Here is a 23,821-nt window from a genome sequence, read left to right on the forward strand (position 1 = left end):
TTACGGGGTTTTGTAAAGATTTCTACAATTTTTAGTGTTGTATTTTGCCCTAAGATAGCTCGTTGGCAATTTTGTTGATTTTTTATATTGCTTTGGCAACAAAAAAAGGATTTTTAAATCCTTTTTTACCATAAAGAAGTGGCTTGCCTTTAAGTTGCTCAACATTGCCTCCGGCAGCTAATAAAATAGCGTGGCCTGCTGCGGTGTCCCATTCCATAGTATATCCAAGTCGTGGATAGAGATGAGCACTACCCTCTGCAATTTTGCAAAATTTCAATGATGAGCCAATGGCAATAAACTTTGCTACCTTCTTATCTAGCAAAAAAGTATCCATCGCCTCTGGGTCGTTATGGGAGCGGCTACCTATTACATAGACTCCATCTTCAGTTGGGTGCGTGACCTTAATGACTTCTTTATTACCGTTCTTATCCATCTTAATTGCATCTCCTCCCCTAAATCCGGCATATAATATATCTAAGGCTGGGGCAGCAACGACGCCCAATACAGGTTGATTTTTTTCTATTAATGCAATATTGATAGTGAATTCACCATTTTTATTAATAAATTCCTTTGTGCCATCAAGTGGATCTACCAGCCAGAATTGGTGTGAATTCTGCCAGTTTAGGTTTTCTAAATCGGTATTTTCTTCAGAAATAATAGGCACCTTGGGTGTTAAAGCACAAAGTTTTTTAACGATAATTTTATGAGAAGCAAGATCCGCTTGGGTTAATGGACTATTGTCTGATTTAATGCAGTAATCAACCTTGCCTTGATAAAGTGTTAATACCGCATCCGATGCTTCCCAAGCAATATTAATAATTTTATCAAGTAATGCGTTATTTGTTTCAATAGACAATGGCGTATCATCCTTTAACAGAATTTAATAGCTGCATAACTTGTTCAGCTGCTTCTGCAGGCGTTTGATTTGCAGTATCAATAGTTAAATCTGGCTTCTCGGGTATTTCATAACGACTATCCATACCCGTAAAGTTTTTAATTTTTCCAGCTTTAGCCTTTTTATACAGGCCTTTAACATCCCGAGCTTCAATGACTGCAAGTGGCGCGTCAACAAAAATTTCTAAAAACTGTGCTTCACCTATTAATTGTCGAGCCATTCTGCGTTCGGCAGCAAAAGGTGAAATAAATGAAACTAAAGTAATGAGACCGGCTTCAGTCATCAGTTTAGCTACTTCAGCAACACGCCTAATATTTTCAGCCCGATCAGTCTCAGTAAATCCTAAATCACGGTTAAGACCTAAACGAATGTTATCCCCATCCAATAACATAGTGTGTTTACCTAACGCGTTTAATTGATGTTCAACGAGGTTAGCTATAGTTGATTTCCCAGCGCCAGATAGACCAGTAAACCAAAGCACTAAAGGCTTCTGCTGCTTAATCTCTGAGCGCATTATTTTATTAACGAGTAAATGCTGTGGATGAACATTGGTTGAGCGTCTTAAGGCAAAATGAATTAAACCCGCTGCAACCGTGGCGTTTGTTATTCTATCAATTAAAATAAAACTGCCTAAGTCACGATTTATTTTATAAGGTTCAAAAGCAATTGGACGATCTAAGGCTATATCACAATGGCCAATTTCATTTAAGGTTAACTCTTTGGCTGCTAAATGCTCCATGGTGTTAACATCAATACGAAATTTAGGTTTACTAGGCGTACAAAGTGCTGTGACCGTAGCAGTTTTTAAGAGATATTGACGGCCAGCTATCATGGGTTGTTTATCTAGCCATAACATATTCGTGGCAAATTGATCGGCTACTTCACATGGCGAAGAAGCAGCGGCCAAGACATCACCTCGAGAAACATCAACTTCATCTTTGAAGGTGAGAGTGACTGACTGACCTTGGCTGGCTTTATCTAGATCACCATCAAAAGTGACAATTCGTGCAATTTCAGTTTCTTTGCCACTGGGTAAAAGCTTAATACGTTCTCCAGGACAAATAGAGCCTGATGCAATACGCCCTGTAAAACCTCGGAAATCAAGATGAGGGCGATTAACCCATTGTACTGCCATACGAAACGGAAGACTTTCTTGCGCATCTTCAATGCTTACTTCTTCTAAGTACTGCATAAGTGTTGGGCCCTGATACCAAGAAGTATACGCTGAGGGTTTTACTATATTATCGCCCTTTAAAGCGGAAACAGGGATCGCTTGAATGGTTGTGATGTCTAGATTTTGTGAAAATTTATGATATTCGCTAACAATTCGTTCATAAATAAGTTCATCATAACCCACTAAATCCATTTTATTAATGGCAAGAATAATATTTTTTACCCCGAGCATAGAAACAATAAAGCTATGGCGCTTAGTTTGCGTTAATACACCTTTACGGGCATCAATCATGACAATAGCCAATTGTGCAGTAGAAGCGCCGGTTGCCATATTACGTGTATATTGTTCATGACCTGGTGTATCAGCGACAATAAATTTACGCTTGCTCGTAGAAAAGAAACGATAAGCTACATCAATAGTAATTCCTTGTTCGCGCTCAGCAGCAAGCCCATCAACTAATAGGGCAAAGTCTAGGTCTTCGCCTGTTGTACCAAATTTTTTGCTATCAGTAGCAAGTATGGCAAGTTGATCATCGTAAATGGTATGAGATTCATATAATAAACGACCAATTAAAGTAGATTTGCCGTCATCTACTGAGCCACAAGTAATGAAACGTAGCAAGCTTTTATTTTCATAAGCATTAAGAAAAGGTGTAAAATGATTTTGTTGTTGATGTGCATGCATTAGAAATAGCCCTCTTGTTTCTTCTTCTCCATAGAAGCAGCCCCATCATAGTCAATAACTCGTCCCTGGCGCTCAGAAGTTGTACTGAGTAGCATTTCTTCAATAATGGCAGGTAATGTCTCGGCTTTTGATTCGATAGCACCAGTTAGGGGATAACAGCCTAGTGTTCTAAATCTTACTTGTCTTAATTGCGGTTGCTCACCAGCTACTAGCGGTAACCGATCATCATCCATCATAATTAAAGCACCATCTCGCTCAACTACGGGACGTATACCACTGTAGTAAAGAGGAACAATGTCAATTTTTTCCTGATGAATATATTGCCAGATATCCAACTCTGTCCAATTCGATAAAGGAAATACTCGCAAGCTTTCGCCAGGGAATTTGCGGGTATTATATAGACTCCATAGTTCAGGTCTTTGATTTTTAGGATCCCAGCGATGATTTTTATTACGAAATGAAAAGATACGCTCTTTAGCTCGCGATTTTTCTTCATCGCGACGAGCGCCACCAAAAGCTACATCAAATTGGTATTTTTCTAGCGCTTGTTTTAAAGCAGCAGTTTTCATTACATCCGTGTGAATGGCTGAGCCATGCGTAAAAGGATTAATACCTGCCTCTAGCCCGTCCTGATTAACATGAACAATTAATTCAAGATCATATTTAGCAACAGTTTGGTCACGAAAGGCTATCATTTCACGAAATTTCCAAGTAGTGTCTATATGGAGTAAGGGAAAGGGCGGCTTAGCAGGGTAGAAAGCTTTTAAAGCTAGATGCAACATGACAGAACTGTCTTTCCCAATAGAATAAAGCATGACTGGATTATCGGCTTCAGCCACCACTTCACGCATAATGTAAATACTTTCTGCCTCGAGGTGCTTTAGGTGGTTTAACTTCATGTATTTACTCCTTCAAATACTCCTTAATTTGATACTTCCAGGATGATAGGATTACCGATAAAAAGGCGAGGATAAGATAAAAACCTGATTAAATTTAACTAATAAATTACTATAATCTCCTTTTTTTTGAAAGAGTTAAGTTAGAAACATAAGGATAATTTACTACATGGCTGACTTTTAGGCAGTAGAGTAGGAGAGGGCTAACCTACTAATTAAAGGTACTTAAGCTTAGTGTAACTAAATTTATAGACTCTTTTGCGCCAATAATAGGCCAAATAGTCCTTGTATAGGCTTACCTGTAGTATCTAATTTGTGTAGCTGCCCTGGTTTCTCGCCGTATTCTATAATAGACCAGCCTGAGTCTTGATAAAAATGATATAGCTCATTTTTATCAGCTAAATAGGTAAAGGTTTCAGGATATTGATAAGGTTCAGCTTTGATAGGAAATACGACACAATGCATGCCATTTTGGACTGTTAGCGCTTGTAATTCGGCTAATAAGTGATGAATCCTTGTTGGGTGTAAAAATTGAAGAGTCACTGTTGAGTAGATAAAGTCAAACTGTCTTTCTGTAAAAGGAAGCTGCTGGTTTAAGTCATGAAGTTGCGTATTTATAGTTAGTTGTTCTCGGGTAGCAATTTGATTAATTTTTTGAATAGCATTCTGATTAATATCAATACCGGTAACTTTATGTCCCGATAAAGCAAAAAATAAAGGATTACGTCCTAGACCGCACCCAACGTCTAGAATTGACATTTTTTTTTGCGATCTAAGATAGGTTTGATAGATATACCATAGATCAGAATGGATAGATGCAAGCCCATATTTTTTTTCAAAATACCGATGGGGCTGACAACAAAATTCTAATGTTGCTTTAAAGTCTGCACTTTTCATAATAATTTTATGCCAGGAAGCAGGTGGTATAATTAAGCTTGAATTTTTGACATTTATTTCATGTCGGGAAATTTCATTCGCTTTTCCATCTAAAAAGACAAAATCAATCGCGCCGGTATGCAATTGTAAAGAACCCCAGCTACCTTCTTTAGTGCTATGTTTATTAAGGAAAAATTGAATTTTTTGTTCACAATTAAGCTCAATTTGTTTATAGACTTTTAGGTTTTTTAATAATGAGTCATCAGTGTTCATGATACTTGCTAGTTAAGTAAATTTATTAAGCTTATCTGGATAACTAGCTTGTTGTCTATTTGCTATAATTAATATAAGGCCTTTAAATTAAGTAATTTTATGGTCACCGGTAATGCCTCTATCTACGAGGCCATAATCAAAGTAGAAGATAAGATCGTTTTTAAAACAGACGGAAATGATCTCGATCATTTAATTGCCTCTTTAAGTGTTCATTGTGAGTTAGAAAAGTCAGGAGCAGAGGCTGAAATTATAGAAATTAGCACTCAAAATATTGTCTACCGTTGTCATAAACAAAGCGCTACCGATGATTAATTTAAAGCTTAATTTTTCCCCATTATTTGATAAGTAACCTCTCTAAACACCTATCCCTTAAGATAATTAATTACCTTTCTTAAAGAAATATCAAGAATTAGTTAAAATTTTTACATCTGCTTTTCTTGTTTTCACAAACGCTAACATACCTATACAAAGCACAGGAAAAGCAAGGATTAATGGTCTTGGCTGCCATTGAGCAGTTAGAACACCTATAAAACCAGCTAAACCAAACTGGCAAGCGCTGATCAAAGCGGTAGCCGATCCTGCTTGCTGTTTTAAGTCTTGCAAAGCAAGGGCAGTTGCTGTACCCATACTAAGGCCAATGCCAAAAGTTAGACAAAGCATAGGCAACATAAAACGTATTACACTGGTTTGAGAATAATTTAAAAATATCATTAAAATACAAGAGAAGATAATCAACATTAGGCCAGAGCGTACTATTTTTTCCAATGAATAATAATAAGTCAGACCGGCGGTAATGATATTAGTAAAAAACACGGTTATAGCATTTAATCCAAACCACAAACCATATTGAGTTGCACTAAGATGCAACTGACTAATTAGAATACCAGGAGATAGAGCACAAAATAAATATAAACCCAGTAAATTTACTGAAGCAATAAGCGTATATTGACGAAAATAACGATTAGTTAAAATAGTCTTAAATATGTTTAATTGGGATAATGCTTGCTTAGAATAAACGTAATTCGGAATCCTATAAAAGGCTGTAATACTCATCAAAAGACCAATTAAAGTGAGAAAATAAAAGCTACTATGCCAATTATGGGTAATATCTATTAAGAGGCCACCCACAACAGGGGCAAAGCTTGCAACCATCGCATTTATCCCACCTAAAATACTAAATAATCGTGCACAAACCGTGGTGGGAAAATTATCTCTTACGATTATAAAGCATACTAAGTAAGTACCGCAGGCTCCTGCGGCCTGAATGATTCGAGCAGTGATGAGTAAAGATATTGATTGAGATAATGCTGAGAGTATTGAGCCGATAAAATAAAGAAATGCTGCATAAATAGCAATACGGCGGCGGCCATACTGATCTGCTAAAGGACCAATAATTAATTGCCCTAAAGCTACAGTCAGCATAAATACATAGAGGCTAGCTTGCATTACAGTATCATTCGTTTTAAAAAACTGACTCATTGCTGGAATGGCCGGGACAAAAACATCCATAGCAAAAGAAATACTAATGACTAATGGAAATAAGTACTGAATACATTTGGCTTCTGTCCATCGAATTGAGTTCAATTATGTATAATCCTATAAAGTTAAATTAGGTATTAAACTGCAAAGAGAGGACGAAACTGTAACATATTAAGTTAAAAATAAACTAATTTTACTCATAAATTCAGTGATTAAAAATCATTTATTAAAATTTATATAGGTTAAACCAACTAGAGGAAAAGATTGCCAAGGATTTGGCTTTTTGTCCTCTGATAAGTACATGCAGAGATATTAGCGCCAAGGAGATAAGTCAAGCTGTACCCGCTTCCTATTTGATTAATCTGATTAAGTTGAAATCATAAAATTAATCGATTAATATCTGCAATCCTTTCAACTAAGGTAATAAGAATGAGAAAAATACTTGTTATAACTTCCGTTGCACTATTGGCAAGTGGTTGCGCAGCAATTCCAGCTGAACCGCAAGCAGTTCATGGTGTTATTGTTTCAACCAATGCTGCTCCGCAGGGATGCAAGTATGTAGGGCAAGTGGTAGGAAACCAAGGTAATTTCTTTACAGGAGGTTTTACGTCCAACCGTAACTTAGAAGAAGGCGCAATGAATGACCTTAAAAATAAAGCAGTTCGGCTAGGAGCAAACTACATCCAGCTAATAACTAATCGTGCTGGTACTACGGGATCAATGAGTGGTTTTACCGCGCAAAACAATGGCTACATAAGCGGTAAATCACAACAAACTAATGTTACTAACCTCGGTAACGCTTATATTTGTTCACCAAAATCTATTGGTTTATCTTAAGCTGTTAATAAACCTAGGTTGGCTTACACCCAACCTAATTTCCCTATGAAATTAGATATCTTTGAAGTCTTAGTATTAATCTCACCTATAATTAAACTGAATAATAAAATATTGGAACTATTATGAGTGAGTTAACTTTAAAAGAGCGCTCTCTACTAAAAAATAGCCCCTTGTTTCAAACATTGACTGAAGCTGACTTTGAAGAATTAATTAATATATCCCATGTGGTTACTTTCAATAAAGGCCAGACCTTTCTTACAGAAGGAGAATATAGTGACAATATCTACATAATTATTTTAGGCCAGGTCAACCTCTATAAAAAGAGCAGTAAAGGAAAAAAGAGGAGTTTAATTACCACTTTAAGCTCAGGAGAATCTTTAGGCGAGATGCGTTTAATTAAAGATCAGCCTTGTTCCTTAACTGTAGAAGCAAATACGCCTGTTAAATTATTACGCTTATCAATTCGATTATTAAGATCACAACCGTTTCAACATCTATTAAATTCATTAACCCTTTCGCTTGCCAGAATTCTAAGTACGCGCCTTACATCAGACAATCAATTAGTCTGTGATAAAATGGTTGAGAGAGACAGGAAATCAACTCAGCTTTGGGTCTCGCTTATTGTTATTTTTACTTTAGTTCTCTTCTTATTAGAGGTCGGAATAGGATTGTATTATTTTATACATACCGATGATTTTTTCGAATTAAAAACTCAGCATTCAGGTCATGTTCCAAGTGTTAGTAGTGAAAATATGGGAATAAGACATTAATAGGAAATTGGCTATCCTCAATTAAATAGATTTAATTTTCTTCCAAAAAGTAAATTTACTTAACAATATTTTTTATTGCTATTAAAATAGGCCACTTTTTGTCTTAGGGTTTCTCCCAATGGTATTTTATAAAGAAAATGAATTAATAAAAATAGCTGATAAAAGAGGCGGTGAAAATAAATCTGATGTTGATGGCTTTTATAAAGATAGACAAGGTCAAGAATTTTTCATAAAAAAGCCAAAAGATGAAAAGGAATTATTTACGGCGTTATTCGCAGGTCTTCTAAAAGAATTTATCTATCGAGGCAAGTATGCCTTTTCCTGATCAACTGACTCTTTGGTTAAGTCTACTCAATGAAGAGAGGCCTCTAGATTTAACCAAGCTTAATTTAACCGATTTGGTTAAGCAATTTAATCTTTATATTGATTTATTATCCCATCAAGCAGAGATTTTTAATCTCTGGAATCATGAGCCTCATAGCAATATAAATATATTTGCTCGCTATCATAAAGGCGAAGCCCAAGCAATTTTTGGAAATGCTTTTGTCGCGCAATATCGGGAAAGTACTATTTTAAAACGACTCTTTAGCTTAAATCCTAAAAGTGGGGCAACAAGTCGTTTTGAACCTTATGAAAAGCCCACGGTAGAGTACAAAAAAGAGCATCAAGATTCTTTTTGGTCACATATTGAAGCTGTTTTAAATAGAGGCTATGACGTCATTACTTATTTACATCTATTGAAAAAAATTCACAGTTTAAGTGATGAGGATTTTAATAATCAAGCATCAATCAAAGAGCATGTTTTATCTTTAAAACAAGGCTTAGAGAAATTTATGCAGGTTAGTAAAATTTTAAATGACCAACTGAAATCTTGCCCTATCAAACTCGACTCAGATAACCAACCTAAAGTAGAAAGCCCATTCTTTTATCCTATTTCAGATAATGAATTGAGTCTTATGAATGGCGAACAGCTAGTAACTATTTGTCTTGAGGAATTATATGCTACTAAGCCAAGCCTTTTATTAGAACGCCTTTTCAAAAGAGATGACTTATGGGAGAAAATAGAGAGAGCTTATGAAGAAGGCAATTTTAGTGCTCGTGTAGATAACCCACAAGCAAAAATGAGATTGTTAAAGCAGTGGCGCAATGATTTCGTAGAATTTAGGCTACAAAAAAATAATTTTGATAGAGCAGAAAACCTTGATAAAAAGCAAGTTGTATTTGAAACTTTAACTTTAAGCTATGAGAATTTGCCTGAGTTTTTGCAAGAGAGCGAAGAAATATCGACAGCTTTAAATCAAAGGAAAGAACTCTTAATAAGCTGGCAAAAAAGCAATGAACTTTATTTAGTGAATGAAAAAATTTTTCTTAAAGCAAGTAATGCAAGAGATAGGATCACAGTTTATAGCGATTTAAAAAGTGCATTTAATGCATTACCTATTAGGCTACAAGAATCTTACCAAGTTAGGCAGCAAAATTATCAAGAGCAGGTAGAGGACGATATAAAAGAAATAATCTACTTGCAGTGCCTAGCAAGTTTAAATCATCTTGCAATGGTTAGTGCAAGATATTCTATATTTGAACAGTATAAAAGAGCTTTTGATGAACTACCTCATTTAGTTAAAACAAAATATCAAGCTGAATTTGATTCACTACAAGCCAGTAATCTTTTCTATAAAGAATTATTAAGGAATAATGTTATAGCAGAATATGAGCCGGTTGAAAAAATAAATGCAGTATTGCAGAGATTGCAGGTTAGCAATCATCCAGAAGATCTCAAAGAAGCTGTGTTTACCGATCACATTTTTTGGCAAGCGATTAGCTTAGCTGAAAGAGAGTCTCTTTCAGCTGAAATAGCCCATGACTTATTGATACTTAAAACCTTTTATCAAACTAAATATAAATCAGAAAATGATAAAATTTTTGGCAAAGAGTATAATCAGTCACTTACAAGCTTTTATAAAGCAGCATTAAACATTCGTTTATCTTCTCTGTCTATACCGCAACAGGTAAAAGCTATAACTGATAAAGCTCATAGCTTATTTCAACCACGTCATACCACTAGACGTCTCTTAGCTGATGTTTTAATGGTGGTTAGTGTTTTGTTTGCTGGTTTAGGTTTAGCCATCATGGCAAGACGACATAGTAAGAATAAACCTATATTTTTTAGTCAAGCTATTACCAGCAGGGAAGACGAACTAACAAAGGAATGGTTAGTTAAAAGTTTTCCTGAAGATAAAACAGATGACATTAGTTTGTTTCATTGTCCAGCTATATCTGTAAAAGCTTAAGCTTATAAGGTTAATATCAGTTCAACATAAAAGAGAACTCTTTTATGTTGAATACATATTAATTAACACTAATCTTAGTTAAAGGCTAATTCGCTTGACCATTCTTGTGGCAATTCAAAGCCCTTTTGCAAAGTAATTTTCGCATCATCTAAAATAGCTTTTACCTCTCTTTTCAAATAATAGTTTTTGGTCTTGAAAAGATACTCAAGAAAATTGGGTTTACATTTTTTAGATAATGTACTTAATAACACGACTGCTGCACTATAAGCTTCTATCGAGTTTTTTTCGATAGAAAGAAATTTTCGTAATGAGGAGTCATTGGATATTAACAGGGTATGCATTTGTTTAGCTCTAATACGCTTATTAAGTGCTTTAATTTTAATATCTATATCTTCTGTAAATCCTCCTAATTTTCTCTCTTTATAAGCAACTAAATGGTAATTAGAGCCGAAAGGTGGATTGATAACCGTTGTTTCATCAGACTTACTTAAGATTCTCATCTTAGAGTAGCGACTCATTGGTTCTATGGCAGCTGCCTTTATAAAATTAACTTTGTTAACAAGCCTTTTTCTATTTTCAAAAATTTCTGGATCTGGATCAACATGCAGTATAGAGGAACTAACTTTGGCAAAGTCCATTAGATCAATGGAGTTCGAAGTAACAATATGATCAGATTGCTCGGGCACACAACAAGTATAATCTGTATCTTGATTTAATTGGCACAATAACAGCTTCTTAGAATGCAGAAAGGCATGATCTAAGCAAATATCAATTGCTTGAATAAATCTTGCACCTCCACGGGTTTCAATTTCAAGTATACTATTATTAGAGATAATGCCTTCATCGGCGTTCTCGCCTGCTGTATAAGCGCTAACAGCGGTTCTTCTGGCCGTATTAATATCGATGTATTTCTGCTGAAAAAAATTAGTTGTATTTTGATAAGTGATGTCAATTTCAGATGTAGAGCAGTGTAATGCTCAACCATGGCCTTAGTACCTGAATACACCCGTTGATTCAGGTCAGGTAATGGGCCAACTAGACTGCTTACTGTTAAAATTATTCCTGATTTCTGCGCCCTCATGCTAGGAAGTACAGCATTAGTTACATTGACAACACCCATAACATTCGTCTGGATTACATGCATGATTTGCTCAGAAGTAAAAGATTCTGCCGCCCCTATTGATCCAATGCCTGCATTATTGATTAAAATATCGATAGGGGGCAAGTTTTTAATTGTAGTCTTGATAGCCTCTTCTTATTACTAATTTTTTTCATAGTGGTCTTTATCCTAGCATGATTACATCACACAATTAAACAATATATTGGACCAGTGAAAAAATTGAAATAACCTTGGAATTCTGATTAAAAAATATCTTCTTTAAAAGAATAAATTAATTTTAAGGACAAATTTATTTGATAAATTTTAAATCATTGATATTATAACTTGTTTAATATGAAAAAATAATTAACTTTAATTGTTGTTCGCTACTAATAACTATCATGTGATGAAAGAATATCTATATGAGCGTTATGAGTATATAAAGAAGCGTACTAATAAGATGACTAATTTAATAGCTATTTAATCTCAAATTAAATTGAAATAATTATCAATTATTTCGGTGTAACAAAAATAGGTTATTTAATAATGAAAAACATGCTGATTATTACAGGCGGTAGCAAAGGTATTGGTTTTGCAACAGCACTTCATTTTATAAGTAACCATTGGCAAGTCTTTAACATTTCGCGAACCCCAAGCGAAATAGAAGGGGTAACTAATATAAATATTGATTTATCAGATCCCAGTTTTGAACTTAAGTTAAGTGAAAAATTGGAATCGATTTTGCCACAAAAAGCGGTCATCTGTTTAGTACATAATGCTGCGTATCATGTTAATGATACGGTCATGAATCAAAATCCATCTCAGCTGACAAAAGCGCTAACGGTTTCTATTATTTCACCGTCAATCATCAATCAAATTTTGATTCCATTTATGCAAGAAGGGTCAAGTATTATTTATTTAGGCTCAACCTTATCTGAAAAAGCAGTACCTAATACTGCAAGCTATACCACCATAAAACATGCAACCATCGGTATGATGCGGGCAACTTGTCAAGATTTAGCAAAGAAAAAAATTCACACCGCTTGTATCTGCCCAGGCTTTACTAACACGGACATGTTACAACAACATTTAAGCCATGACTCAAATTTGGTTACCTTGGCAAAACAAAAGGTAAGTTTTGAGCGATTCATTGAACCTAGTGAAATTGCTGAATTAATTTATTTTTCTGCAAAAAATGCTGTTATTAATGGTTCAGTTATTCATGCAAACCTAGGGCAACTGGAAACTTAAAGTTAATAAGAATTAAATATCTTTAAATTTAAATTGGAAATATCAATGCAGTTTGATCTTAAAAAAAATTTCTTTTCTTTAAGCAAAGGAATTCAGGCTTTATTCTCTTTATCGCGTTTTTTTATCTTAAGTCTCTTATTACTTATTTACTCAGGATCACTCACTGCTACGCAGGCAGCACTTGTAGTGAAAAATGCCTATATTTTCACGCTGGCGTCTCAACAAGAAAAAAAACCATTTAACGGCTATTTGGTAATCGCTAATGATGGCACCATTTTAAAAGTTGGACGTGGTAATCCATCTAAAAACATACATGCAAAAAAGATTATTGATGCAAAAAAATACTGGATTATGCCAGGGTTTATTTCCGCACACAGCCACTTATGGCAAGCAGCTTACCGAGGTCTTGCGCCAAACAAAACACTGTCGGGCTGGATTGATGAGGTCTATTGGAAAAAAGCAAGTCAAGCCAAGCCTGACGATTTTTATTGGTTTTGCCTGCTTGGGGCGTTAAATCATTTAGAGCATGGCATTACTTCTGTTTATAATTTTAATTATGGTGGCACTTTACAACACTTAAATACGAATTCATTTGATAAAGCACAATTTGCCGCTGAAAAGATATCCGGAATCCGATTTATACACGGTTATCAGCCCGAGAAAATAGAGAGCAGTCAGATTTCTTTTGACATGGCCAGTAAGCGCTTAAAAGATTTTTTAACTTGGATTTCAAATCAGCCAAACTCATCACACTTTTTAAATGTAATGATTAATGGTATGACTGCCTTTAATAATACTTATCAACAGGCATTACTAGAACATGCCTTAATGCAACAGTTTCATATCGGTAATCAAACTCACTATCTTGAAGAACCTAAAACTCAAGAGGAAGAACGTCTAAAATTTCAATGGCTTGCCGATAGTGCTTTGTTGTCACCTCAACTGATTTTTGGCCATTTTATTCACACTAATGATCTGATTTTACAAAAAAGTGCTAATGCACATGTTGCAATGAGTTGGAATCCTTTATCAAATGGTCGCCTTGCTTCTGGCGTTGCAGATATTCCTAAATATTTAAAATTGGGAATTATTGTAGGAATGGGTGTTGATGGAGAGGCTAGTGCAGATATTGCCGACCCATTTGAAAACATGCGTATCGGCTTATACACTATTCGAGATAAATATCAGCGAGCTGATGTCATGAGTCCCTATCAAATTTTGTGGCTTCATACGATGGGTAGTGCCACGGCTTTAGGCATTAGCGATAAAGTTGGTAGCTTAGAGCCTAAAAAATTTGCAGACTTTATTATAATTAATCCAAGAAGACTTGGATTAATTATAGATAATCCTTACACCAATTTAGTTTTTTCAGTCACTGAAAAAGATATAGACCAAGTCTATGTAGGAGGCAAGTTAGTGGTGAATAAGGATCATTTTTTAAATCATGATATTGAAAAAATTCAAGCTGAAGTTAATCGGCGAATTAAGATGAGAGTAGCATAGAGTGATTTAATCACGCTCCATTTTATAAATATATCTATATAAAGCTTAGCCTTTTATCTAATAATGATAGAAGTAATGCCACAGTATTCCTAGTGCAATTAATAATAAACCTAATACCCACGTACCTAATGGAACCCAGAAAGCTAGAAATAAACAGGCAATAAGGCCGATAACGGCAATGTATCGAGGATATAAAATATTCTCCTTAGGTAAATACAGAGCGGCAAGATTAGTAATTGAATAATAGATTAAGACGGTAAACGCACTAAAAGACCAGATGATTTCAATACTACCAAGTAATGTAAGACTAGCAATGAGAATGCCAATACCAATGATTGCCGTAACTGGCGTACGATTTTTGCTAGAAACAAAAGTAAAAATAATAGGTAAGTCTTGTTGCCGGCCCATGGCTAACACGACTCGAGAGAGACCCAATATAAGATTTAATAAAACACTTAACATGGCTGTACAGGCACCTAGGGCAATTAAACTACTAAGTCTAAGTCGATTGATAGCTTTAGCGGCTGTTTCCAAAGGGGTTGCGTGACTTTCTGTCACGGCTGCCAATTGGTCTGAACCAACAGATCCAATAGCCACAATAGCGACCATTATATAAATGACTGTGCTGACAAGTAAGGTCAAAATGATAGCTTTAGGAATGGTACTTGCAGGTTCTTTGACTTCTTCACTCAACGTTGCAATACGTCCATAGCCGGTATAGGCAACAAACATTAAAGCAGTTGCATATAAGAAATGGCTTAATCCGTTGTTAGTCATTTTGGGAAAAAAGGGAGATAAATATTGTCCGCTATTCTGAAATAAGCGGGGAAGGCCTAGAAAAACAAAGACTAGCAGGGAAAGAAGGGTAATAGATACGATAATCAGGTTTGTTTTGTTAGAACGTTTTATACCGCTTAATACAAGTAGAGTTAAAATAACAACGGTTATTATGGCAACAGGAATAATAGGAACTAATTGAAATCCAAGCAGATGTAAAAAATACCCGGCAAAGCCTAATGCCGCTGTTGCGGCTGAGGCTGTTTTTGCGCACAAAAACATCCAGCCAGCAGTAAATCCTAATATAGGATGAAGATAACGATAGCCATATTCATAGGTACCACCACTTACTGAATGGCTAACTGCGAGTTGTGCACTCGATAAGGCATTACAAGTAGCAACCAATGCTGCAAGCATAATAGCAAAAATAACAGACGGGCCTGTTACCCCGGCTGCAACACCAATACTAACAAATATTCCCGTACCTAGAATTGAGCCCAAGCCCATCATGGCTGCGCCTAGCAGCCCAAGCTCACGATATAACTTAGGATGAGTAGGTTTATTTTTCATACGCTGTCCCTGCGTAATTGAGTATAGAGTATAGATTAAGGTTATTTGACTAATCTAGCATGTGTAACAATGATCTTAAAAGGGTAAGTTGTTCTATCTTTCATCACCAACCGCCCTCATAAGGACGATGTTTCTTCATTTGATTATTATTTTCGCCACGATGATAATGTAGTTTATATATATTCTCCTTTGTTTTCTTATTCCAAAATGGATGGTAATCAATAGCAAAAACGCGTTTAAGTTGACCATTGCGTTGTTGATATAAATTTAATCCGCCACCGCCTTTAGAATAAAGAAGAAAAGCAGCTTGGTAATGACCACGGCGCAGGAGTCCATACATTGCTAAAGATGTGCCTAGGCTTAAGAATATAGATGTTTTGTAAGGGAAATTATCAGCCTGTTTTTTGGGTTCTTCGTTAGCGAGCATATTAAATACTTAAGTCAATAAAAAGTATATCTTACATCAATTTGAATTAAAAATGTGCTTTTCTGTGCTAATTTTTCGGCAAAAATGAGCTATTTAAAGTTAAGTAATCACCTAATTTAATTAGTCATGCCAAAATCTTAGTTCATTAAATTTAGGGTTTGTTATTATTTGAATGGGTAAAATATTCATCTAACACACTTAAGTCTTTTAGACATTTTTGTACTAAATTTGTCTTAGTACTGTATTTTTGACTTCCTGGATTTAATTGATATAGGTCTCCACATGTTAGATATAGAGGGCTATGAAGTTCGCTGATAGTACAATATACTATTGATTCAGATGTGAGAGGATTCTTAACTAATAATTGATAGATATGAACAGCGGTTAAATCCTCATCAGTCTCCATCTTAGCTTGTACAGTTTTAGGTAGTTTAGTAATACCAAAGTAGATATTCTCTTTTGTTAAATCAAATCCATTATCTTTAATAGTCTGGCCGATAGATCCTCCACCATAAATTTTACTATGGGTATTTTGTAACCACACTGGAATTGGTAACACAAAATTAACTATCGCGCAGGTTCGCATTATACCATCTGAATGTAAATTCGATACGCGAACATTATCTTCTTGAGCAACAAGTTCCACCTCATAATTACCAAATATGAGTTTAATTCTTTGGCTATTTAATAAGCCTTGCATAGTTTGAAGTTCATTAATGGTTCTGGAAGGTGATTGTTGATTGATTGGGTTTGCTTTGTCTAGTTGAAAGAAAGTGTCAATCTTCGAATTTTCAGTAATGTATTTTGAATACATCTTTAAGGCCTATTTTTGTCAAAATAATTATGGGTTAATATTTTCATTTTTGCTGTCATACATGTCAATCATTAAACATAAGCTTAAGAAAATATGAGCATGATTAAGGTAAGCCACCAAAGATTAGGATTAGGAAGTTTAATCGATTTTCTTTAAGCGTCTTAACCAAGAAATATTAATAAATATTGTGTCTATTTAATTCAAGAGATTCTAGGTGGACTAGTTGGAGCAAATAAAAAGAGTGCTCTAGCCTATTTAAGATAAAAACCTTGATTACACTTAGCGTATAGACTGGAGAGACGGGTAACAAATGTACGGAGAGATAGGTAACAGTGAACCTGTTACTCTACCGCAAGTTTATGACGTAAATCAATAACGGTTAGCCTTGGGTTTTAATGATTAATTAAATAGCTTAAAAAGCTTGATTTAATATAGATACTACATTAAAGCCTACCCTTAAACGTAACCATCGTATTGAATTGAGGACAAATTTTTATCTGACTTTCTTCGAGGAAGGCCAAACCTAAAGAATAGGTTCCCGAAATTTTTGCTACATCTGCAAAAGAAGTATATCCAGAATTAGCTAGAACTGGGTTTTTGTAGTAATTACCTACATCTGGTCGCAGCATTTTATGTGTTTTGATAAAAATAGTTTTCCCTGCTTTATCTCTTAATACTAGGAGGGTACTCTGTGGTAGTAAGCTTTGCGCAGTTGATTGTGTTAACCATCCCGTTACTGTAAGTAGGTTTCTCACCACCGCGGGTTTATGAGTAATGCTCATTCCATTAATCAAATCGATGTTGCCTTCACATTTTCTTGTCGTTGAAATCTTATATATCTCAGATGTATCTAATATCTTGTCAAATTTGAGCGCACTTGACATATCTTTCGGTGTGGCAAGAGTTACTTTTTTAAACTTAATATCGTAAACATCTTTCCAATGCTCTTTATGATTGATAGGCGAGATAGAAAACGATGTCACTTTTTTATGTGATAGAGAGTAAATTCCTGTATAGAGTAAAGCAAATTCTTGTGTATTTTCAATAAGAGGAGAAATAAGGAAACCAGACTTCGCCATTTCAGAATTTATTCTGTAAATTATAGTTGTGCCATTTTCAAGGCGTAATGATATCTGAAGTTGACTAGGTTTGAATAAGAGTTTCATCAATTGTCCGAAACTACTTTTTTTGATTTCTAGTTCAACAAAAATGAGATTTTCATCACCTGGAACAGCCACCTCCTCTCCAAAGGTGTATGATCCTCCACTTAAAGTGATTAAAGGCTTTTCGGAGTGTTTAGTGACAGATGATTTTTTATGAAGATATAAAAAATCATCTGTCATTTGCAATGGCTTATAATTATTAAGTAATATTGGCCAGCTTGCTCCATCTTCCAGCGAGGGAAGTCTATTATCTATCGGCTCTATTTTGAAAATGATGTTATCAGGCGCGTTTTGATTTAATAAGTGATTCATGTTGATTTGAATTAAAGATGGCGTAAAAGTATTGTAACTTTGAAAACTTGGACGAGGATTCCAGTGATTTCCAGATGCAATTAAGCTGGATTGATTGAATGAATAAATATCAGTGGTGCCTTCAAGTAATGAAAAATTATATTTTTCGTGGATTTGGGCAAGCGTAGTTTTGAATTTTTTTTCAAGCCATTGATGATTCTTTAACCTATTGCTAATTCCTTCCCATGCAGAAACATAATTTAATTGTAATTGGTTAGGTATGTTTTTTGACAACGCTTTCCAATCATAATTATCAATATTCTGCCATACAAGAATAGATGACAATAAAATAATTATTAACTGATTGGTTGGCTGAACGATCATAATTAACAATAGGGCAGACATAAGTATAGATATACTCGCAGGGAATGTATGAGCATAGTCATGTCGAACAAATCCCTCTTTAAAGTTTAAATACAAGAAAAGAGAAAATAGGCAAAATAGAAAGATACGTTGTTTTATAGAAATATCTTTAGCATGGTATATATCTACTAATAAAATAATTGCTGCTAATACATAATAAGATATTTCTGAAGCAGGGCCGGTCGTAGACATCGCCTCTGAATAACCAGACACAACTAAAAGTAGTGAGGAGAAGTATCCTGGCAAATCACTTAATGATTGACCTGATATCTTCCAGAAAAAAATAAGTGCTGAAAATGGTAAAATGAGAATTAAAATTGCTGGTATCCATTTTTTATTCACGCTAAACAAGAAAAAAATGAGTATAGCAGTAAGTCCACATGAAATTAGATAAGAACATTTTATTAACGGCAATAAACCAAAAGGCAAGAACAAAATTGCCATTAAAAACAGTCCTAAAGCTCCATGTGTATCAAGCTGTTTGATATTTATCATGTTAAAACAGGCAATTCCTACGAGAACTGGGTATAAAAAAAATAATATATTTATGATCGAGGAATCGAAGCAGGCTAATATTAGCCCAAAGGCAGTAAGTAACTTCCAATTAGCGTTTCGTGTGGCAAAAAAAAGAGCAAGCCAAAATGAAAAAGCTAAGTATAGCGCGGCCATCATCATGCGATGCTCTATCAAAGGGTGGTATATTTTTGTATAAATAAACGCGTAGGGTCCGTAAGCAGCAATAATATTTTTACCAAAAATCATGCCATGTACAATTGCTTGGCTCATTCCAAACTCTCTTGATGGATCAAGTCCCTCTTTAGGCATCTCTGGTGAAAAAGGTACTAATACACAAAATACCGTAATAAAGAGCAATCCTTGTAATCCCCAACCGAAGCATTTATTTGCTAGGCCTGGAAGTTCGTTTACTTTACTCATTCAATTTTTTTATCCCTGTTTTCTGCGGTATGAGCAAATTTCTATTATCTTAACGCCCGATTAATTTACATGGTCACACGCTTCCAGAATTGGGATAAAAGCTTGGGGTCACGTAATGCTTCTACTACGGACCATTTTGGGTAAGCTTGCTTAAAATGCTCTGCACTCATGTGCGCATCTTTAGCAGGGTAGAGCCTCCCTCCTGCCATATGCACAATATTATCTAATTTTCTAAAAAGAGCCTGGTTGATTTCAGCTCGTTGTGGAAAATCCAATGATAAAGAAAATCCTGGACGTGGAAATGACATGAGTCCGGGAGAAACGAGATCTCCACATAGTTTTAAGATAGCAAAAAATGATGTGGTACTGCTTCTGGAGATTTCTTGTAAGATAGTAGTTATAATCTCTGGCGCCTGTTCTTTGTCTATCACAAATTGATATTGTTGAAAACCTCTCTTGCCACACAAATGATTCCATAGTTGTAAAGAGTCAAGTGGGTATAATAACGAATGATAGGGCACTAAACGACTGACGTTTTTTTTTAATTGTCGATGATAGTAACTGTTATTAAAAGCTCTCAAACTCAAAGGATTTATTAATGAGAATGGCAAATTTTTAGGTAAGCTAAATTTAGTAGGCGGTGAGACTTCAAGAGGGCCGGTTTTAGCATGATTTCCTAATACACAAATACCGCGCCCAGCTTTTTTGCCATAAGCTAAACAATCAATCCAAGCCACCATATATTCATATGCGGTATTGTATTTCTCAGAAATAGTGAAAAATTCATTCAGCGAATTAAACCGAATGCGGCGTTGCTCAATAAGGCTTGAAGTAATCGGGCGCAATTGAAAAACGACACTGATAATAATTCCTGTGAGACCTAGACCTCCAATGGTAGCAAAAAAAAGTTCGGCTCTCTTCGTAGGAGAACATTCAATCATTCCCTCATCACTGCGATAGATAACCAAACTACTTATATGTCGACCAAAAGTACCTGTAACATGATGATTTTTGCCATGCACATCATTAGCAACTGCTCCTCCTAAAGTAAGAAATTGAGTGCCAGGTGTAACTGGAAAAAACCAGCCTCGCGGAAGAACTAAAGCAATGAGTTCAGCGAAAGTTATACCTGCTTGAGCACAAATAACACCCGTTTCCCAATTTACATCTATTAACTTATTCATTTTTTTCATAGAGAGTACATGATTAGACTCTGCTAAACAGACATCACCATAACTTCGCCCTGAACCATACGCAAGAGTGGAATGACATCCAAGTTCGTTAATATTGGATAAAGCATTGTGTATATTATCCGGAAAATCAACCGTGTGTGCAGTCTGAGCATTGTATGGATAACGTGCCCAAGAAAGTATTTTGTCCATTATCTATCTCTTTATGTGTATTTAAATATAACAATCAACAGCACACATGAAATTGCATCATATTGTCTGCCGAAAGGATAAGAGTTTTGTTTCTTTCCTTAGAAGAAGAACTTTCATTTAACTGTGGTGTTACCTGGCTATCATTTAAGTCCTAAATTTAATCGACCATCGAAATAAATTTGGGAATGAGAAATGATTAGAGCCCAATTATGCATTGGCTGATACCATTTTTCCAGTATTTTTTGGCAAGCATAGTTTAATCTTGCTACCATAAAGTAGACACATCGCAGCCGAATATAATGTATAATTATTATTCAACTAGAGGTGTGAAATGAGTGAAGGAAAAGTAAGAACGGCTCTTTCTCATTTGAGCTGTCTCTTGATCGCATCTTCATCATCGCAGTTGCGATTCTAAGCTCTTCCAATCTTTCTTTTAGACGAAACCATCCTTTTCAAATAGTCGACCAAGCCGCTTTACCGGATTTTTGGAATCAGTCCAACCACCAAGTTTTGCTATTGCTTAATAAGCCCAACGAGCTGTGGGTATATTTATTAGTAAATAAAAATTGAGTGTAAGCAATTTAGTGAATGAAGATCTTGATTACGCTTCGCTTCATCAAAGCTACTCGCTTAATATAGGCCAATGAAAAGGTTAAATAAAAATTTAGCTATTTAATTGATTGCTTCTTTAGACCTTTATGAAGAAAGTTTCATCATCAGTAAGCCGACAACAATGAAGATTGCAGCTATGATTCGTAAAAGATTGGTAGGTTCTCCAAGAATTAAAATTCCTATTAAAAATGCCCCTACCGCACCAATACCTGTCCACACCGTATAGGCTGTCCCAAGTGGAAGGGTTTTCATAGATAAAGACAAAAGGACAAAACTAGCAACCATTGTAACTACAGTTACTATTGAAGGAATTAATTTTGTAAAGCCAGCAGATTGCTTCATTAAGTATGACCAGATAATTTCAAGTAAACCGGCCAGCAAAAGATAAATCCAAGCCATCATTATTCTCGCCCATAAGCTGGGTCGTCCCTGCAATTCTTCCACAATGGTTGAGGTCGTCCTCAAGAGCCACTGAGTATAACAAAGATATGATTATTAGTCCTTCTATCAGGTCTTTCCTTAAATAAAAATTTAAAGGACAATACCACTATAAAATAATTTTAATAAATGCCTTGATGTAGCGCAGCGTAATTGGTTTATTTAACTGCTGCAGGGAAGACTGATTCATCATTTGATTGCTAAAAATTTTCTACCGTAAATTAAAGATTTAATTTTAGCTAGGCGCATGACGGATCAGGGTAGAGTCAATTTATGGGTTTATAGTTCGCCACTGACCATTTAAGAAAAAGGGCTGAGTCCATTGGATGCGTAACTGTTCATCTTTTTTCTTAAGTGCCATTGTAAATTTATTTGCCTGTACAGTAATCGAATGGTTACTATTATCTATTTTTCTAATAGTAATTAAATTACTACTTTGATAATTAATAAATTGTGGCAATGTTATTTGAATATTGCCAGCTTGAGCATCAATATCAATATTGCAATCACTAGGTTTTACGACATAATTGGTATTTTCATTACTATGGATTGTTGTGTGCGAGCAATGATTTGCTGATGATACCAAAAGATCATTGGCTTGATATTTTTTAGAATTAGCAAGACGATTCAAGAATTCAGCAAGATCACCACTATAGCCACATAAGTTAATGCGTACAAAATTATCTGTCGCCCCCATTGTATTACCATTATCAACTGCAACATTAAGATCTTTAAATAAAATATCTTCCCCTGTCATTTTAATATCATCTGGAGTATGAAGCCTTGCAAAAAGGGTGGGACTACCCGCAATACTTGTCACTTCTGTGCCAGGATAACGTTTAAGAAGCTCAGCTTTAACGATATCATGCCGTTTTACAATTGTTTTAAAGGCGTCATTGCGCAGCGATTGTCCTGCATCAGGAAGTGAAAGAAGGGCAGAGATAAGATTTAAAGCTTCAGCTGTACCTGGTGTGCTGGTTCCTACTGTTAATTTCCAGATATAAGAAAAAAAATTGTGGAAAATACTGGCAGCATAAGCGTCACTCATAGGAAACCAAGTATAACCAAGCCGATAGCCTGGTTTTCCGAGAGCCTTGGAAACAGAATTAAAAGCAAATACATGTTTACCTTCACTCCTTGCCTTAGCAATCCAAGCAAGGTTCTCTTTAATATATCCTGTACCATCACTGCCATACGAAGGTGAAGCAAAAACAAAATCAGCAATAATAATGCTTGCTTGGGTATAGGGCTTGCGAAATTTTCCATCAGGATTATTAGGGGAGGTGACAAACTCAACTAGCGTTTCACCTGAATTTAGTTTAATTTCGCTGGGATCGTTAAAGCCTTGAAATCGCGCATTTGGGTAAGGTCGATATGAAATTGCATGCTCATGGAATGAATAAAAAGGGATTTTTTCAACAAAAAGGAAATGTTTTTGAGGTTCTGACATAGCAATAGCATAGACTAGTCCAAAAATAATTTGCAGTGATCCATTCGAGGGACAAAAGATAGGCTTTGTTTCATTGGGATTAAGAAATAATTCTTGGTTACCAAGGCGCGCATGATAAGCTCGAAGTGTTTGCTCCACATCATTAAAAAAAGCTTCACTAGAAGGTATCACCAGGGGACCTTTTTCACCAGGTTGACCAATGTAAACTGCACTATCATAAACGTGGACAGCTGGCGGATTAAGTAGCCCATAACGCTGATACAGTTCTGTAAACATTGGCGTTTCGTTTGGCCGCAGGTAAACTAGAGGCTCTGAAGCATGACTGAGCTTAATGAATAAAAACAATAAAAATAACGTTGTACTGAACTTAAGTACTGCTGAGGCAAATATCGTATACACATCATTAGCAAAAGCTACTTTTAAAAAGTTCTTCCTAAACATCAACTAATACTCCTATAAAAATATCCCTAAAATATGGAGTTAATCTGCAGCCACTGTTGGATTTTGACT

At 35.4% G+C, this 23,821-nt stretch carries 21 protein-coding genes and 1 pseudogene; 7 read left to right on the forward strand and 15 right to left on the reverse strand.

Features of this window, described 5'->3' with window-relative positions; genetic code table 11:
• Positions 1–82: 82 nt before the first annotated feature.
• The 4 genes from cysQ to tehB form a co-directional block, all read right to left on the reverse strand.
• Positions 83–856: a 3'(2'),5'-bisphosphate nucleotidase CysQ gene (gene cysQ / locus ACQUW5_RS02705; RefSeq protein ID WP_444989675.1), complete on the reverse strand. Its 774-nt coding sequence runs from the start codon at positions 854–856 to the stop codon at positions 83–85.
• A 7-nt stretch (positions 857–863) separates the two neighbouring features.
• The gene (gene cysN, locus ACQUW5_RS02710; RefSeq protein ID WP_444989676.1) at positions 864–2,753 is read right to left on the reverse strand and encodes a sulfate adenylyltransferase subunit CysN; all 1,890 of its coding nucleotides are present in this window, start codon (positions 2,751–2,753) and stop codon (positions 864–866) included.
• Positions 2,753–3,652, reverse strand: coding sequence for a sulfate adenylyltransferase subunit CysD (gene cysD / locus ACQUW5_RS02715; protein WP_444989677.1), 900 nt, complete (start codon positions 3,650–3,652; stop codon positions 2,753–2,755). Before cysD ends, cysN begins: the two co-directional genes overlap by 1 nt.
• 243 nt (positions 3,653–3,895) lie before the next feature.
• Positions 3,896–4,798, reverse strand: a complete 903-nt coding sequence (gene tehB / locus ACQUW5_RS02720; RefSeq protein WP_444989678.1) for an SAM-dependent methyltransferase TehB — start codon at positions 4,796–4,798, stop codon at positions 3,896–3,898.
• A gap of 99 nt (positions 4,799–4,897) precedes the next feature.
• Between tehB and ACQUW5_RS02725 the strand changes: the two genes are divergently transcribed.
• A complete protein-coding gene (locus ACQUW5_RS02725) occupies positions 4,898–5,110 on the forward strand; it encodes a hypothetical protein (RefSeq protein WP_444989679.1) in 213 nt (70 codons plus the stop codon).
• Between the two features lie 90 nt (positions 5,111–5,200).
• On the opposite strand, the gene ACQUW5_RS02730 is transcribed toward ACQUW5_RS02725, so the two are convergent.
• Positions 5,201–6,382, reverse strand: a complete 1,182-nt coding sequence (locus ACQUW5_RS02730; RefSeq protein WP_444989680.1) for a multidrug effflux MFS transporter — start codon at positions 6,380–6,382, stop codon at positions 5,201–5,203.
• Between the two features lie 324 nt (positions 6,383–6,706).
• On the opposite strand from ACQUW5_RS02730, the gene ACQUW5_RS02735 reads away from it, so the two are divergent.
• The 4 genes from ACQUW5_RS02735 to ACQUW5_RS02750 all read left to right on the forward strand — a co-directional run bounded on the left by ACQUW5_RS02735 (position 6,707) and on the right by ACQUW5_RS02750 (position 10,175).
• On the forward strand, positions 6,707–7,114 hold the full coding sequence (locus ACQUW5_RS02735; protein ID WP_444989681.1) for a DUF4156 domain-containing protein: 408 nt from the start codon (positions 6,707–6,709) through the stop codon (positions 7,112–7,114).
• 122 nt (positions 7,115–7,236) lie between these two features.
• Positions 7,237–7,884, forward strand: coding sequence for a cyclic nucleotide-binding domain-containing protein (locus tag ACQUW5_RS02740; protein WP_444989682.1), 648 nt, complete (start codon positions 7,237–7,239; stop codon positions 7,882–7,884).
• Positions 7,885–8,002: 118 nt separating this feature from the next.
• On the forward strand, positions 8,003–8,209 hold the full coding sequence (locus ACQUW5_RS02745) for a hypothetical protein (protein WP_444989683.1): 207 nt from the start codon (positions 8,003–8,005) through the stop codon (positions 8,207–8,209).
• Complete coding sequence (locus tag ACQUW5_RS02750) at positions 8,196–10,175, forward strand: LepB GTPase-activating domain-containing protein (protein ID WP_444989684.1); 1,980 nt, start codon at positions 8,196–8,198, stop codon at positions 10,173–10,175. The genes ACQUW5_RS02745 and ACQUW5_RS02750 overlap by 14 nt, the downstream gene beginning before the upstream one ends.
• A gap of 74 nt (positions 10,176–10,249) precedes the next feature.
• Here ACQUW5_RS02750 and ACQUW5_RS02755 read toward each other — a convergent pair whose 3' ends face one another.
• Positions 10,250–10,900, reverse strand: coding sequence for a hypothetical protein (locus tag ACQUW5_RS02755; protein ID WP_444989685.1), 651 nt, complete (start codon positions 10,898–10,900; stop codon positions 10,250–10,252).
• A gap of 32 nt (positions 10,901–10,932) precedes the next feature.
• Positions 10,933–11,421 carry an SDR family NAD(P)-dependent oxidoreductase gene (locus ACQUW5_RS02760; protein ID WP_444990019.1) on the reverse strand — a complete coding sequence of 163 codons (489 nt, stop codon included), beginning with the start codon at positions 11,419–11,421 and terminating at the stop codon, positions 10,933–10,935.
• 399 nt (positions 11,422–11,820) lie between these two features.
• Between ACQUW5_RS02760 and ACQUW5_RS02765 the strand changes: the two genes are divergently transcribed.
• Positions 11,821–12,525 carry an SDR family oxidoreductase gene (locus ACQUW5_RS02765; protein WP_444989686.1) on the forward strand — a complete coding sequence of 235 codons (705 nt, stop codon included), beginning with the start codon at positions 11,821–11,823 and terminating at the stop codon, positions 12,523–12,525.
• Between the two features lie 45 nt (positions 12,526–12,570).
• Complete coding sequence (locus ACQUW5_RS02770) at positions 12,571–14,028, forward strand: amidohydrolase family protein (protein ID WP_444989687.1); 1,458 nt, start codon at positions 12,571–12,573, stop codon at positions 14,026–14,028.
• A 57-nt stretch (positions 14,029–14,085) separates the two neighbouring features.
• On the opposite strand, the gene ACQUW5_RS02775 is transcribed toward ACQUW5_RS02770, so the two are convergent.
• The 8 genes and pseudogenes from ACQUW5_RS02775 to ACQUW5_RS02810 form a co-directional block, all read right to left on the reverse strand.
• Positions 14,086–15,375: an APC family permease gene (locus ACQUW5_RS02775; RefSeq protein WP_444989688.1), complete on the reverse strand. Its 1,290-nt coding sequence runs from the start codon at positions 15,373–15,375 to the stop codon at positions 14,086–14,088.
• A 103-nt stretch (positions 15,376–15,478) separates the two neighbouring features.
• On the reverse strand, positions 15,479–15,802 hold the full coding sequence (locus tag ACQUW5_RS02780; RefSeq protein ID WP_444989689.1) for a hypothetical protein: 324 nt from the start codon (positions 15,800–15,802) through the stop codon (positions 15,479–15,481).
• A gap of 151 nt (positions 15,803–15,953) precedes the next feature.
• Positions 15,954–16,616 (reverse strand): hypothetical protein, encoded by a 663-nt coding sequence (locus ACQUW5_RS02785; RefSeq protein ID WP_444989690.1) that lies wholly within the window; start codon positions 16,614–16,616, stop codon positions 15,954–15,956.
• A gap of 443 nt (positions 16,617–17,059) precedes the next feature.
• On the reverse strand, positions 17,060–19,429 hold the full coding sequence (locus ACQUW5_RS02790; protein ID WP_444989691.1) for a hypothetical protein: 2,370 nt from the start codon (positions 19,427–19,429) through the stop codon (positions 17,060–17,062).
• Between the two features lie 65 nt (positions 19,430–19,494).
• Complete coding sequence (locus ACQUW5_RS02795; RefSeq protein ID WP_444989692.1) at positions 19,495–20,811, reverse strand: FAD-binding oxidoreductase; 1,317 nt, start codon at positions 20,809–20,811, stop codon at positions 19,495–19,497.
• 386 nt (positions 20,812–21,197) lie between these two features.
• A pseudogene (locus ACQUW5_RS02800) lies at positions 21,198–21,358 on the reverse strand (IS4 family transposase); the annotation flags it as partial.
• A gap of 149 nt (positions 21,359–21,507) precedes the next feature.
• Positions 21,508–21,825, reverse strand: a complete 318-nt coding sequence (locus ACQUW5_RS02805; RefSeq protein ID WP_444989693.1) for a DMT family transporter — start codon at positions 21,823–21,825, stop codon at positions 21,508–21,510.
• A gap of 307 nt (positions 21,826–22,132) precedes the next feature.
• Positions 22,133–23,752, reverse strand: coding sequence for an aminotransferase class I/II-fold pyridoxal phosphate-dependent enzyme (locus ACQUW5_RS02810; protein WP_444989694.1), 1,620 nt, complete (start codon positions 23,750–23,752; stop codon positions 22,133–22,135).
• Between the last annotated feature and the right edge of the window lie 69 nt (positions 23,753–23,821).

The organism is Legionella pelazae (assembly GCF_052527395.1).

Coding starts and splice junctions, on each gene's coding strand:
- cysN (WP_444989676.1), bottom strand. CDS start 2,753: ATGCATGCACATCAACAACAAAATCATTTTACACCTTTTCTTAATGCT.
- cysD (WP_444989677.1), bottom strand. CDS start 3,652: ATGAAGTTAAACCACCTAAAGCACCTCGAGGCAGAAAGTATTTACATT.
- tehB (WP_444989678.1), bottom strand. CDS start 4,798: ATGAACACTGATGACTCATTATTAAAAAACCTAAAAGTCTATAAACAA.
- ACQUW5_RS02725 (WP_444989679.1), top strand. CDS start 4,898: ATGGTCACCGGTAATGCCTCTATCTACGAGGCCATAATCAAAGTAGAA.
- ACQUW5_RS02735 (WP_444989681.1), top strand. CDS start 6,707: ATGAGAAAAATACTTGTTATAACTTCCGTTGCACTATTGGCAAGTGGT.
- ACQUW5_RS02740 (WP_444989682.1), top strand. CDS start 7,237: ATGAGTGAGTTAACTTTAAAAGAGCGCTCTCTACTAAAAAATAGCCCC.
- ACQUW5_RS02745 (WP_444989683.1), top strand. CDS start 8,003: ATGGTATTTTATAAAGAAAATGAATTAATAAAAATAGCTGATAAAAGA.
- ACQUW5_RS02750 (WP_444989684.1), top strand. CDS start 8,196: ATGCCTTTTCCTGATCAACTGACTCTTTGGTTAAGTCTACTCAATGAA.
- ACQUW5_RS02765 (WP_444989686.1), top strand. CDS start 11,821: ATGAAAAACATGCTGATTATTACAGGCGGTAGCAAAGGTATTGGTTTT.
- ACQUW5_RS02770 (WP_444989687.1), top strand. CDS start 12,571: ATGCAGTTTGATCTTAAAAAAAATTTCTTTTCTTTAAGCAAAGGAATT.
- ACQUW5_RS02775 (WP_444989688.1), bottom strand. CDS start 15,375: ATGAAAAATAAACCTACTCATCCTAAGTTATATCGTGAGCTTGGGCTG.
- ACQUW5_RS02780 (WP_444989689.1), bottom strand. CDS start 15,802: ATGCTCGCTAACGAAGAACCCAAAAAACAGGCTGATAATTTCCCTTAC.
- ACQUW5_RS02785 (WP_444989690.1), bottom strand. CDS start 16,616: ATGTATTCAAAATACATTACTGAAAATTCGAAGATTGACACTTTCTTT.
- ACQUW5_RS02790 (WP_444989691.1), bottom strand. CDS start 19,429: ATGAGTAAAGTAAACGAACTTCCAGGCCTAGCAAATAAATGCTTCGGT.
- ACQUW5_RS02795 (WP_444989692.1), bottom strand. CDS start 20,811: ATGGACAAAATACTTTCTTGGGCACGTTATCCATACAATGCTCAGACT.
- ACQUW5_RS02805 (WP_444989693.1), bottom strand. CDS start 21,825: ATGATGGCTTGGATTTATCTTTTGCTGGCCGGTTTACTTGAAATTATC.
- ACQUW5_RS02810 (WP_444989694.1), bottom strand. CDS start 23,752: ATGTTTAGGAAGAACTTTTTAAAAGTAGCTTTTGCTAATGATGTGTAT.